We start from the raw sequence: 11,847 nt of genomic DNA, 5'->3' as shown, positions 1-11,847 counted from the left end.
GACAGCCCCATTGTGGCCCGCTCGGCGGGCTCCGCGGGGCCGCGACCTGCGTCTCCGGTGCGCGCGCGGCGGCCCGCCGGCCGGGGGCACGTACCGCACGGGACCGGGACGCGGGTCCCGTGCGGCCCGTCGCGCCGGGCGGGTAACGTTCCCGAGGTGAGAATCGTGGTGTGCGTGAAGCACGTGCCCGACATCCAGTCCGAGCGGTCGCTGGGCCCCGACGGGCGCCTGGTGCGCGACGGCGGTGACGGCACCATCAACGAGCTCGACGAGAACGCCGTCGAGGCCGCCGTGGTGCTGGCCGAGCAGGCGCGCGCCGCGGGCGACGACGCCGAGGTCGTCGTGGTGACGGTCGGGCCGGACGACGCGGAGGACGCGGTCCGCCGCGGCCTGCAGCTCGGTGCCGACGCGGCCGTGCACGTGCTGGACGACGCCGTCGCCGGCTCCGACGTGTTCGGCACCGCGGCCGTGCTCGCCGCCGTGCTGCGCCGGCTGGGCGAGCAGGCGCCGGTCGACCTGGTGGTGACCGGGATGGCCGGGCTCGACGGGCTGACGTCGCTGCTGCCCGCGGCGCTCGCGGCGACGCTCGACCTGCCGCAGCTCACCCTCGCGGCGGAGGTCACGCTCGCGGACGGCGCCGTGACGGTGCGCCGCGACCTGGACCACGCGGTCGAGGAGCTGACCGCGCCGCTGCCCGCGCTGGTGTCGGTCACCGACCGCGCCAACGAGCCGCGGTACCCGAACTTCCAGGGGATCATGGCCGCCCGCAAGAAGCCGGTCGAGACCCTGACGCTCGCGGACCTGGGCGTGGACCCCGCCACCGTCGGCGCCGCCGGCGCCCGCACCGAGGTGCTGGAGGCCGCGCCCCGGCCGCCGCGCACCGACCGGGTGCTCGTCACCGACGACGGCCAGGCCGGCGCCCGGCTCGCCGCGTGGCTGCTGGAGCGCGACCTGGTCCGCACCACCCCCGCGACCGGAGAGGTCCTCTGATGGCCACCGTCCTCGTCCTGCTCGACCACGCCGAGACCGGCGCGCTGCGCGGCAGCGTGCTGGAGCTCGCCACGGCGGCCCGGGACCTGGCCGACGGCGGCGAGGTGCACGGCCTGTGGGTGGGCGACGAGCCGGTCGACCCGGCGCTGCCCGTCCTCGGCCGGCACGGCGTGGCCGTGGTGCACCAGGTGTCCACCGGCGCGGTCGACCCGCGGCTGACCCCCGTGCTCGGCGAGGTGCTCGCCGACGCGGTGCGGGAGACCGGCGCGACGGTGCTGCTCGCGCTGTCGACGTTCGAGAACAAGGAGGCCGCCGCCCGGCTGGCCGTCGCGACCGGCGCGGGCGTCGTCACCGACGCGGCCGCGGTGGAGCGGGACGCCGAGGGCCGGGTCGTCGCCTCGAAGACCGTGCTCGCGGGCACCTGGACCACCCGGTGCGCCGTGCGGACCGACCTCGCGGTGGTGCTGCTCAAGGCCGGCGCGGTGGTGTCGCGGCACGTGGACGAGGAGGCGCCGCTCGCCCCCGAGGTGCGCACCCGCGCGCTCGCCGTCTCGGAGCGCGCCACCCGGGCGGCCCTCGTGCGACGCACGCCCGCCGCGCCGTCGGACCGGCCCGACCTGTCGTCGGCGGACGTGGTCGTCGTCGGCGGGCGCGGGACCGAGGGCGACTTCGCGCCGATCGAGGCGCTCGCGGACGAGGTCGGCGGTGCCGTCGGCGCCACCCGCGTCGCGACGGACGAGGGCTGGATCGGGCACGAGACCCAGATCGGCCAGACCGGCGTGACGGTGTCCCCGCGGCTCTACATCGGCGCGGGCGTGTCCGGGGCGGTGCACCACCGCGGCGGCATGCAGGCGTCCGGGACGATCGTGGCGGTCAACCCGGACCCCGAGGCGCCGATCTTCGAGATCGCGGACTACGGGATCGTCGGGGACCTGTTCACGGTGCTGCCCCAGGTGACCGAGGAGCTGCGCCGGCTGCGGCAGGGCTGACGCGGCGCGGCTCGGGCGTCCTGGTCCGGGCCGGCGCCGCCGGCTCAGGCCAGCGCGCGGAGCCACTCCACGGCGTGCCGCCCCTGGGCGCCCTGGAACCGGCGCAGGTTCGGGATGCCGACCGGCGCCGGCTGCAGCGCGCCGTGCACGAAGTAGCCCGCGAGCCCGGCCACGGCGGCGCGCAGCCGCTCCGGCTCCACGCCCTTCGACGCCGGCCGGGTCCAGAACAGGTCCTGCGGCTCGCCGCCGCCCTGCATGGCGACGCTCGGCAGCATGAACGCCAGGTCGAGCCACGGCGCGCCGACGCTCGCGTGCGGCCAGTCGATCAGCGAGACGCGGCCGCCCTCGTGGTCGTGGTCGACCATGACGTTGTCCGCGCGCAGGTCGCCGTGCACCAGGGCGCTGCCCGCGCAGGCGTCCAGCGCGTCGTCCTCCCAGGCGACCAGCGCGTCGAGGTGCCCCAGCACCCAGGCGCCGGCCTCGCCGGTGCGGGCGGCCAGCGCGTCCAGGTCGGCGCCGGGCCGCCCGGCGATGGTGCGCCAGCCCGTGAAGTCGCCCGCGAGCGTCTCCGCGCACGGGCGCAGCTCGTGCCCGGGCAGCGGCTCCGCCTCGGCGAGCGTGTCGAGGGCCGCGAGCACGAGGCCGAGCTCGTCGTGCCGCCAGGGGAGCAGCGGCGGCCGGCCCGGCGCGACCTCGAAGCCCAGCAGCACCCAGTCGCCGTCGTCGTCGGACCACAGCAGCGCGGGCGCGGGCACCTGGGGCGGCAGCGCCGCGGCGGCGCGCACCTCGGCGCGGGCCAGCTCCGGGGACTCCGGGTTCTGCTCGGGGGACACGGCCTTGACGAACACGCCGCGGCCGTCGGCGAGCTCGAGCACCGCGGCGAACCCCGGGCTGAACCCGGTGGTCGCGCTGGTCTCGGCGCTCACCTGGGCGCCGGCGAGCTCGGCGATCCGGGTGCGGACGGACCGCGGCAGGTCCCGCCAGTCCAGCCGTTGCCCGCTGAAGGCCAGCGGAGGCGTCGTCGCGTCGTCGGCACTCACGCGCCACATCCTGACAGAACGATTCGTAGACTCGTGCGGGTGAGCGCGTATCTGGACCACGCGGCCACGACGCCCGTGCTCCCGGAGGCGGCTGCCGTCCTGGTCGAGCACCTGTCCCGCACCGGCAACCCGTCGTCCCTGCACACCGCGGGCCGCGCGGCCCGGCGCGCCGTCGAGGAGGCCCGCGAGACGCTGGCCGCGGCGCTCGGCGCGCGCCCCAGCGAGGTGCTGCTGACCGGCGGGGGCACCGAGGCCGACAACCTCGCGGTGAAGGGCCTGTTCTGGGCCCGCACCGCGCAGGACCCGGCCCGGCGCCGCGTCCTGGTGTCGGCCGTGGAGCACCACGCGGTGCTGGACCCGGCGTTCTGGCTGGCCGAGCGCGCGGGCGCGGAGATCGTGCTGCTGCCCGTCGACGACGAGGGCCGCCTGCGCCCGGACGCCCTGCGCGACGAGCTCGCCGCGCACGCCGCCGAGACCGCCCTGGTGTCGGTGATGTGGGCGAACAACGAGGTCGGCACGCTGCAGCCGCTCGCCGAGGTGGTCGCCCTCGCGCACGCCCACGGCGTCCCGGTGCACGCCGACGCGGTGCAGGCGGTCGGGCAGGTGCCGGTCGACTTCGCGGCGTCCGGCCTGGACGCGATGACGGTCACGGGGCACAAGCTCGGCGGCCCGGTCGGCGTGGGCGCGCTGCTCGCGCGGCGCGAGCTCGACCTGGTGCCGGTGCTGCACGGCGGCGGCCAGGAGCGCGGCGTGCGGTCGGGCTCGCTCGACGTGCCGGCGATCGCGGCGTTCGCCGTGGCGGTCGACGCGGCGGTGCGCGGCCGCGAGGCGACGGCGGCGCGGCTGACCGCGCTCCGGGACGACCTGGTCGCGGGCGTGCGGGCCGCCGTCCCGGACGCGGTGCTGCGCGGGCCCGCCGACCCCGCAGACCGGCTGCCGGCCAACGCGCACTTCACCTTCCCCGGCTGCGAGGGCGACTCGCTGCTGTACCTGCTCGACTCCGCGGGCGTGGAGTGCTCGACGGGGTCGGCGTGCCAGGCGGGCGTGCCGCAGCCCAGCCACGTGCTGCTCGCGATGGGCGTGGACGAGGCGGACGCGCGCGGGGCGCTGCGGTTCTCGCTCGGCTGGCCGTCGACGCGGGACGACGTGGACGCGCTGCTCGCGGCGCTGCCCGGCGCCGTGGAGCGCGCGCGGGCGGCGGGGCTGGCCGGCACGGCGCGGGCCGCGGGGTCGCGCGCCGCCGCCGGGTCCTCGGCGGGGGCGGTCTGATGCGGGTGCTCGCGGCGCTGTCCGGCGGCGTCGACTCCGCGGTCGCGGCCGCCCGCTCGGTCGACGCCGGGCACGACGTCGTCGGCGTGCACATGGCCCTGTCCCGGAGCCGGGCGCAGCTGCGCACCGGCTCGCGCGGCTGCTGCTCGATCGAGGACGCCGGCGACGCCCGGCGCGCCGCCGACGTGCTCGGCATCCCGTACTACGTGTGGGACCTGTCCGAGCGGTTCGAGGACACCGTCGTCGCCGACTTCCTCGCCGAGTACGAGGCGGGCCGGACGCCGAACCCGTGCGTCCGGTGCAACGAGCACATCAAGTTCGACGCGCTGCTCGACAAGGCCCTGGCGCTCGGCTTCGACGCGGTGGCGACGGGGCACTACGCGTCCGCCACGACCGGCCCGGACGGGGTGCCGGTGCTGCGCCGCGCGGCCGACCGCGCCAAGGACCAGTCGTACGTGCTGGCCGTCATGGGGCCGGAGCGGCTGGGGCGGGCGATCTTCCCGCTGGGCGACGTCGCGTCGAAGGACGAGGTGCGCGCCGAGGCGGCGGCCCGCGGGCTGAGCGTGTCGGCCAAGCCGGACTCGTACGACATCTGCTTCGTGGCCGACGGCGACACCCGCGGGTTCCTCCGGGAGCGGCTCGGGTCCCGGCCCGGCGAGGTCGTCGACGCCGACGGCACCGTGCTCGGCACGCACGACGGCGCCTACGGGTTCACGGTCGGGCAGCGCAAGGGCCTGCAGCTCGGGCGCCCGGCCGCCGACGGCAAGCCGCGGTACGTGCTGGCGATCGAGCCCGTGAGCAACCGGGTGGTCGTCGGCGGCGCGGAGGCGCTGGCCGTCGGGGCGGTCGAGGCGCGCGACGCCGTGTGGTTCGGCGCCCCGCCCGAGGACTGGACGACGTGCCTGCTGCAGGTGCGGGCCCACGGCGCGGCGGTGCCCGCGCGGGCGCGCGCCACGGCGGGCGGCGGGATCGAGGTACGGGTCGACGGGACGCTGCGCGGGGTCGCGGCGGGGCAGTCGGCCGTGCTGTACGGCGGGACGGACGGGGACGTGGTGCTGGGACAGGGGACGGTCGAGCGGACGGTCGCGGCGGCGGGCGCGGGAGCCGCCGGGGACGGGGCCGTCGCGGGCCGCGCCGGGGCCACCGCGTGACGGCGGTCAGCGGGACCGGGCCCTGGCCGGGCTCGGAGCCGCTGGAGGCCCAGACGACCGTGCTGGGCGACGTCGCCGCGGTGCCCTCGGGCGTGGACGGGCTGCCCTGGGCGGTGCGGCTGCCCGAGCGCGGCGTGCTCGGCTCGCTCGCCGCCCACGCGCTCGGCCTGCTGGTCGAGCTGCCGGCCGAGCTCGGGCCGCACGGCTGGCGGCTCGCGGACCGGCCCGGCGGCGACGCGACCCGGCTGGCCGCGCTGCGCCGGGAGGACCTCGACGCGCTCGCCGTCGCCGCGCACGGCTGGAACGGGCCGCTGGTCGTGCCGGTCGCCGGGCCGCTGACGCTCGCGGCGAGCGTGTACCTCGCGCGGGGCGACCGCGCCGTCGCGGACCCGGGCGCCGTCGCGGAGCTGGCCGAGTCGCTGGCCGCGGGCGTCGCCGAGCACCTCGCCGCGATCCGCCGGGCCGTCCCCGGCGCCCGGCCGACGGTGCTGCTGCACGAGCCGCTGCTGACGCAGGTCGTCGCCGGCGTGCTGCCCTCGTTCTCCGGGTACGCCCGGCTGCGTGCCGTCCCGGCCCCGGTCGTCTCGGAGCGGCTCGGGACGGTCGTCGCCGGGGTGCGCGCCGCCGGTGCGGACCGGGTCGTCCTGCACGTGGGCGCCGGTGCCGCGGCCGTCGGGGCCGCGCGCGCCGCGGGCGCGGACGCCGTCGGGCTGGAGGTCGCCGGGCTCGACGAGCGCCGGTGGGAGTCCGTCGCCGAGGCCGTCGAGGGCGGGACCGCGCTGTGGGCGTCCGTGCCGCAGCCCGAGACGTCGCAGTGCGCCGGCCCGGACGTGCGCGGCGTCGCCGACGCGGTGCTGCGCGGCTGGGAGCGCGTCGGGCTGCCCCGGACGGGCCTGCGGGACGTCGTCCTGCTGGCGCCCGCGGGGCCCGCGGTACCGGGCGGCGCGGCGGGCACGCGGATCGACCCGGCCGCCGCGCGGGCGACCCTCGCGACCGTGGGCCGGGCGGCGGCGGTCGTCGCCGAGCGGGCGGAGTCGTGACCGCGGGCGGGACCGGGGGCGCGGGCGACGGTGCGGGCGGCCGCGCGGCTGCCCCGGTCCGGCGCCAGCCGTGGCTGCGGCGCCGGCACGCGGCGGTGCTCGTCGCCGGGGCCGGTGTGGCGGTCGTCGGCCTGGTCGTGCTGCTCGTCGTCTGGGTCGGGCTCGTGACCTCGACGCTGCGCACCGGCCTGGCCGAGGACGGCACCTGCGTCGCGGCGGCGACCGCGGGGGAGGGCGACGCGGCGGTGACCTCGTCGCTGCTGCCGCCCCGCGCGGTGTGCACGTGGACGGTCGACGGCCGGGCGACGGAGCAGGTGCTCGCGCAGGGCCCGGCGGCGCTCGCGGGCGTCGCCGCCGGGTCCGCCGTGGCCGGCGTGCTGGTCGTCGCCGGCGGCGCGGTCGCCGCGTGGCGGGCGCGCCGCCGGACGCAGACGCCCGGAGCGCTACAGATCGGTGTGTAGACCCATGAGGAGCACGCCACGACGCTCGCGGGTGTGGAAGGCGATCTGCAACGCACCGTGGGGCACAACATCCGACGCATCCGGGCCGCGCGGGGCCTGAGCCAGGAACGGCTGGCCGAGCTCCTGCTCCGGCACCGCACGTACGTCGGCGCGGTGGAGCGCGGCGAGCGGAACCTGTCGCTGCGCGCGGTGGAGCGGCTGGCGGCCGACCTCGACGTGGACCCGAGGGAGCTGCTCGGGGCCGGGGACTGAGCCCCCGGCCGCGCCCGGCGCCGGTCCCGTCCGCCGCCGGGCGCGTCGGCCGTCACCCGCCGGCCAGCTCCAGCACCCGGTCGAGCGCCGGCAGGATCCGGCGCCAGGAGTCCGTGCTGAGCTCCAGGTGCTGCACGGCGCCGTCCCCGACGTACACCCAGGTCGACGGCGCGCCGTCGCGGCGGTGCAGGCAGACGGCCAGGTCGGCGGCGGCCGTGCTGTCCATCGCCTCGGGGGACCCCGGCGGGCCGCCCGGCTCCCGCTCCGCGAAGGGGGAGACCTCGGCCCCCGGGCCGCCCAGGAGCTGCCGCGCGGGCACGGACAGCGACGCGCTGACGTGCGTGCGGTCCCGCTCGTCGTCGTCCTGCGCGTGCAGGACGACGCACCAGTCGGGGCAGGCGTCCGCCTGCCAGGTCGGTCGGGCGTGCTCGGTCGTCACGGGGTCCTCCTCGGTCGGCCTGCCGAGGGGCTCCTGCGCGGCCGCGCCCCTCGTCCCACCTACAGTGAGCGCGACCACCGACATCGGGGCGCTGTCGTCCACAGGCCCCCCGGCTCAGACCTCCGGGGCGTCCCCGATCAGGTCCCGCACGGGGACGCCGAGGCGGTCGGCGAGACGCTCGACCGACCGGAGCGTGAGGTTCCGCTCGCCCCGCTCGACGCCACCCAGGTAGGTGCGGTGCACGCCGACGGCGCCGGCGAGCGCCTCCTGGCTGATCCCGCGCTCGGTCCGGATCCGGCGCACACGCCGTCCGACGGTCACCTGCAGCTCGCCTTCCACGCCGCCACGTTCGGTGTCGTGCTACTTGTCTGTCTACAGACTGATGAGTAGCAGCATACGGGTCGGCGCGTCGCACCCGGAAGCCCGGGGCCCGTCGGCCCCGCGGGTGCCGTGTCGGGGGCGCGCGGCATGATGAGCCCGTGGACGCGACACGACCCGAGACGACGAACCCCGAGGACGCCGGCCTGGACGAGGCCGCCGCACGCCAGCGGTGGACCGAGCTGGCGGACCGCGTCCGGGAGCTCCAGTTCGCCTACTACGTGCGGGACGAGCCGGCCGCCAGCGACGCCGAGTACGACGTGACGATGCGCCGGCTGGAGGCGCTCGAGGACGCGTACCCCGAGTTCGGGCTGCGCACGCCCGAGTCGCCGACCCAGAACGTCGGCGGCACGTTCTCCACGGAGTTCCGCGCGGTCGACCACGTCGAGCGGATGCTGTCGCTGGACAACGCCTTCTCCGCCGAGGACGTCGCCGCCTGGGCCGAGCGGGTGCACCGGGACCTGGAGCTGCCCGAGGGCGCCGGCGTCGGCTACCTGACGGAGCTGAAGATCGACGGCCTCGCGATCGCGCTGCTCTACGAGCGCACGGGGGACGGCCCGGCGCGGCTGGTCCGCGCGGCCACCCGCGGCGACGGCCGCACCGGCGAGGACGTCACGCTCAACGTCCGCACGATCGCGAGCATCCCGGACGTGCTCGCGGGGGACCCCGCGACGCACCCGGAGCAGATCGAGGTGCGCGGGGAGGTGTTCCTCCCGGTCGAGGCGTTCGAGCGGCTGAACGAGGCGCAGGTCGCGGCGGGCAAGGCGCCGTTCGCGAACCCGCGCAACGCCGCGGCCGGCTCGCTGCGCCAGAAGGACCCGCGCGTCACCGCGGGCCGGCCGCTCGGGATGTACGCGCACGGCATCGGGGCGCTGCGGTGGGGGCCGGGCGCCGTCGCGCTGGAGCGGCAGTCCCAGGTGTACGAGCTGCTGGCCGGCTGGGGCGTGCCGACGTCGCCGCACTACCGGGTCGTCCCCGCGCTCGCGGACGTCACCGCGCGGATCGCGGAGATCGGCGAGCACCGGCACTCCTACGAGCACGAGATCGACGGCGTCGTCATCAAGGTCGACGACCTCGCCCTGCAGCGCCGGCTCGGCGCCACCAGCCGCGCCCCCCGGTGGGCGATCGCCTACAAGTACCCGCCGGAGGAGGTGAACACCCGGCTGCTCGCGATCGAGGTGAACGTCGGCCGCACCGGCCGGGTCACCCCGTACGCGGTGATGGAGCCGGTCAAGGTCTCCGGGTCCACCGTCGCGATGGCGACGCTGCACAACAAGGACGTCGTCGCGGCCAAGGGCGTGCGCCCGGGCGACATGGTGGTGCTGCGCAAGGCCGGCGACGTGATCCCGGAGATCGTGGGGCCCGTCACGGCTCTGGCGGACGACGGCTACCCGCGCACCGACTGGACCATGCCGACCGAGTGCCCGGAGTGCGGCTCGACCCTGCGGCCGATGCGCGAGGGCGACGTCGACCTGCGCTGCCCGAACGCCCGCACCTGCCCCGCGCAGGTCCGCGGCCGCGTGGAGCACATCGGCTCGCGCGGGGCGCTCGACATCGAGGCGCTCGGCGAGGTCACGGCCGCGGCGCTGACGCAGCCGGAGATCCCCGAGGTCCCGCCCGTGGTCAACGAGGCCGACCTGTTCGAGCTGGTCGGCTGGCCCGCCGACGCCCCCGAGGAGGAGAAGGAGCGGGTGCGGGCGCGCAGCTTCGCCCGGCTCCAGCAGGTGCAGGTCGTCGTCCGCGACCCCGAGACGGGCGAGCCGCGGGTCGACGAGGACGGCACCGTCCGCCGCCGGACCCCGTTCCGCCGCCGGGTCACCTTCAGCGTCAAGGCGCGCCGCGACGCCGAGGCCGCCGGGCAGCCGCTGCCCGAGTACGAGGACGTCCCGTCGGAGCAGGCCAAGAAGCTGCTCGACGAGCTCGACGCCGCCAAGACCAAGCCGTTCTGGCGGGTGCTGGTCGCCCTGAGCATCCGCAACGTCGGCCCGACCGCCGCACGGGCGATCGCGCAGCGGTTCGGCTCCATGGACGCGCTGCGCGCGGCGCTCGCGGACGCCGAGGGCGCGCGGGCCACGCTGGCGGGCGTGGACGGCGTCGGCCCGACGATCGCCGACTCGGTGCTCGACTGGTTCGCCGAGGACTGGCACGCCGACATCGTCGACCGGTGGCGGGCCGCCGGCGTGGTGATGGCCGACGAGCAGGACGAGTCGGCGCCGCGCACGCTCGAGGGCCTGACGGTCGTGGTGACCGGCAGCCTCGCGGGGTTCAGCCGGGACGGGGCCAAGGAGGCCGTGCTGTCCCGCGGCGGCAAGGCGTCCGGGTCGGTGTCCAAGAAGACGGACTACGTGGTGGTGGGGGAGAACGCCGGGTCCAAGGAGGCCAAGGCGATCGAGCTCGGGCTGCGGATCCTGGACGAGGACGGGTTCGTCGCGCTCCTGGCCGGCGGCCCGGCGGCCGTCGGAGACGCGCCGGGCGAGGACGCCGCGCCGGCCGACGCGGGCGACGCCTCGGCCGACGCCGACGACGCCCCCGCCGACGCGGCCGACGCCGCAGCGGGCGCGGACGCCTCGTGAGCGACCCGGCCCCGACGGCCGGCGTGCAGGTCCGGCTCGTCCGCCCGGAGGAGCACGACGCCGTCGGCGCGCTGACCGCCGAGGCCTACCGCGCCGACGGGCTGCTGGAGGTCGACGACGCGTACGAGGTCGAGCTCCGGGACGCCGAGCGGCGCGCCCGCGAGGCCGTGCTGCTCGTCGCGACCGCGCCGCGCGCGGGCGGCCACCCCGCCGAGGAGGTCGTCGGCACCCTGACCCTGGCCCCGTACGCCACGTCGTACGCGGAGATCGTGGAGCCCGGCGAGCTGGAGCTGCGGATGCTCGCCGTCGCCCCGGGCGCGCGCGGTCGCGGGGTCGGCGCCCGGCTGGTCACCGCGGCGCTGCGCGAGGCGGTCGCCCGGCGCGCCCGTGGCGTGGTGCTGTCGACGCTGGCCGAGATGGCGACGGCCCGGCGGCTGTACGACCGGCTGGGCTTCGTCGCGGCGCCCGGGCGGGACTGGGGCCACGAGGGCGTGCGGCTCCAGGCGCTCACCTGGACCCCGCCCGTCGCCCCCGGGGTGCTGGTCGAGGCCGCGACGTGGCCCCCGACCGACACCCGGGACGTCGACGGCTGGCGGGTCGGCCTGTCGGGCGGGTTCACGCGCCGGGCCAACAGCGCGCTGCCGCTCGGGACCCCGGCGGACCTCGGCGCGACGCTCGGCCGGGTCGAGGCGGTGTACGCCGCCGCGGGCCAGCCGGCCGTCCTGCGGGTGTGCTCCGGCGCGCCCGAGGGCCTCGCGGCGGCGCTCGCCGACCGGGGCTACGCGGAGCGCGCCGTCACGGACGTGCTCGTCCGGGACCTCGCCGCGCTGCCGCCGGCGCACGTCGCGGTGCCGCCGGACGTGCGGGTCGCGGTCGCGGACGCGCCCGACGCGACGTGGCTGACCGGCTGGCTCGGCGTGAAGGCGGCGGGCGGGGCGGTCGACCCCGGCACGGCGCGCGCGGTCGTCACCGGGTCCCCGGCGCTCTACCTGACGGCCACGGACGCGGACGGGTCGACCCTCGGCGTGCTGCGCGCGGCGCTCGCCGACGGCTGGACCGGGCTGTCCTGCCTCATGGTCGCGCCCGCCGCGCGGCGGCGGGGGCTCGGGCGGCTGCTCACCCGGGCCGGGCTGCGCGCGGCGGCCGACCGGGGTGCGACGCGCGCGTTCCTCCAGGTCGAGGTCGCGAACGCCGGCGCGGCGGACCTGTACGCCGGGGAGGGGTTCCGGCCGGCCGAGCGGTACGCGTACTGGGAGCGCTGACCG

12 protein-coding genes are annotated in these 11,847 nt (G+C 78.1%); 9 read left to right on the top strand and 3 right to left on the bottom strand.

Translation table 11 applies throughout. The features are described from left to right. Positions 1–156: 156 nt before the first annotated feature. Together G6556_RS12575 and G6556_RS12570 are read left to right on the top strand one after the other, a co-directional pair. Positions 157–990 (top strand): electron transfer flavoprotein subunit beta/FixA family protein, encoded by an 834-nt coding sequence (locus tag G6556_RS12575; RefSeq protein ID WP_166941830.1) that lies wholly within the window; start codon positions 157–159, stop codon positions 988–990. Beyond that, positions 990–1,979: an electron transfer flavoprotein subunit alpha/FixB family protein gene (locus G6556_RS12570; RefSeq protein WP_166941829.1), complete on the top strand. Its 990-nt coding sequence runs from the start codon at positions 990–992 to the stop codon at positions 1,977–1,979. The genes G6556_RS12575 and G6556_RS12570 overlap by 1 nt, the downstream gene beginning before the upstream one ends. 44 nt (positions 1,980–2,023) lie before the next feature. Here G6556_RS12570 and G6556_RS12565 read toward each other — a convergent pair whose 3' ends face one another. Beyond that, the gene (locus tag G6556_RS12565) at positions 2,024–3,028 is read right to left on the bottom strand and encodes a phosphotransferase (protein WP_205693403.1); all 1,005 of its coding nucleotides are present in this window, start codon (positions 3,026–3,028) and stop codon (positions 2,024–2,026) included. 30 nt (positions 3,029–3,058) lie between these two features. Between G6556_RS12565 and G6556_RS12560 the strand changes: the two genes are divergently transcribed. Genes G6556_RS12560 through G6556_RS12540 form a run of 5 tightly spaced genes read left to right on the top strand, consistent with a single transcriptional unit; the run spans position 3,059 to position 7,192 of the window. Further along, the gene (locus G6556_RS12560) at positions 3,059–4,288 is read left to right on the top strand and encodes a cysteine desulfurase family protein (protein WP_166941825.1); all 1,230 of its coding nucleotides are present in this window, start codon (positions 3,059–3,061) and stop codon (positions 4,286–4,288) included. Further along, positions 4,288–5,439, top strand: coding sequence for a tRNA 2-thiouridine(34) synthase MnmA (gene mnmA / locus G6556_RS12555; protein ID WP_166941823.1), 1,152 nt, complete (start codon positions 4,288–4,290; stop codon positions 5,437–5,439). Before G6556_RS12560 ends, mnmA begins: the two co-directional genes overlap by 1 nt. Next, positions 5,436–6,479, top strand: coding sequence for a hypothetical protein (locus G6556_RS12550; RefSeq protein WP_166941821.1), 1,044 nt, complete (start codon positions 5,436–5,438; stop codon positions 6,477–6,479). Before mnmA ends, G6556_RS12550 begins: the two co-directional genes overlap by 4 nt. Beyond that, positions 6,476–6,940 carry a hypothetical protein gene (locus G6556_RS12545; protein ID WP_166941819.1) on the top strand — a complete coding sequence of 155 codons (465 nt, stop codon included), beginning with the start codon at positions 6,476–6,478 and terminating at the stop codon, positions 6,938–6,940. The genes G6556_RS12550 and G6556_RS12545 overlap by 4 nt, the downstream gene beginning before the upstream one ends. Positions 6,941–6,997: 57 nt before the next feature. Next, positions 6,998–7,192 (top strand): helix-turn-helix transcriptional regulator, encoded by a 195-nt coding sequence (locus G6556_RS12540; protein ID WP_346774870.1) that lies wholly within the window; start codon positions 6,998–7,000, stop codon positions 7,190–7,192. A gap of 52 nt (positions 7,193–7,244) precedes the next feature. Here the strand turns inward: G6556_RS12540 and G6556_RS12535 are convergent, their stop codons facing one another. After that, positions 7,245–7,631 carry a hypothetical protein gene (locus tag G6556_RS12535; RefSeq protein WP_166941815.1) on the bottom strand — a complete coding sequence of 129 codons (387 nt, stop codon included), beginning with the start codon at positions 7,629–7,631 and terminating at the stop codon, positions 7,245–7,247. 114 nt (positions 7,632–7,745) lie between these two features. After that, positions 7,746–7,970, bottom strand: coding sequence for a helix-turn-helix transcriptional regulator (locus G6556_RS12530; RefSeq protein WP_166941813.1), 225 nt, complete (start codon positions 7,968–7,970; stop codon positions 7,746–7,748). Between the two features lie 140 nt (positions 7,971–8,110). Here G6556_RS12530 and ligA point away from each other — a divergent pair, with 140 nt between their 5' ends. Together ligA and G6556_RS12520 are read left to right on the top strand one after the other, a co-directional pair. Beyond that, positions 8,111–10,582: an NAD-dependent DNA ligase LigA gene (gene ligA, locus G6556_RS12525; RefSeq protein ID WP_166941811.1), complete on the top strand. Its 2,472-nt coding sequence runs from the start codon at positions 8,111–8,113 to the stop codon at positions 10,580–10,582. Then, positions 10,579–11,844: a GNAT family N-acetyltransferase gene (locus G6556_RS12520; RefSeq protein WP_166941809.1), complete on the top strand. Its 1,266-nt coding sequence runs from the start codon at positions 10,579–10,581 to the stop codon at positions 11,842–11,844. The genes ligA and G6556_RS12520 overlap by 4 nt, the downstream gene beginning before the upstream one ends. The last annotated feature ends 3 nt before the right edge of the window (positions 11,845–11,847 follow it).

Origin of the sequence: Cellulomonas sp. IC4_254 (assembly GCF_011603975.1) — a bacterium.
GTDB lineage: Bacteria > Actinomycetota > Actinomycetes > Actinomycetales > Cellulomonadaceae > Cellulomonas.
The sequence above is the reverse complement of the archived record's forward strand: the minus strand, read 5'-3'. Positions and strand labels throughout refer to the sequence as shown.

Bases quoted from the DNA above. Each gene is read 5' to 3' on its own strand.
- G6556_RS12565 (WP_205693403.1), bottom strand. From the start codon at position 3,028: ATGTGGCGCGTGAGTGCCGACGACGCGACGACGCCTCCGCTGGCCTTC.
- G6556_RS12570 (WP_166941829.1), top strand. From the start codon at position 990: ATGGCCACCGTCCTCGTCCTGCTCGACCACGCCGAGACCGGCGCGCTG.
- mnmA (WP_166941823.1), top strand. From the start codon at position 4,288: ATGCGGGTGCTCGCGGCGCTGTCCGGCGGCGTCGACTCCGCGGTCGCG.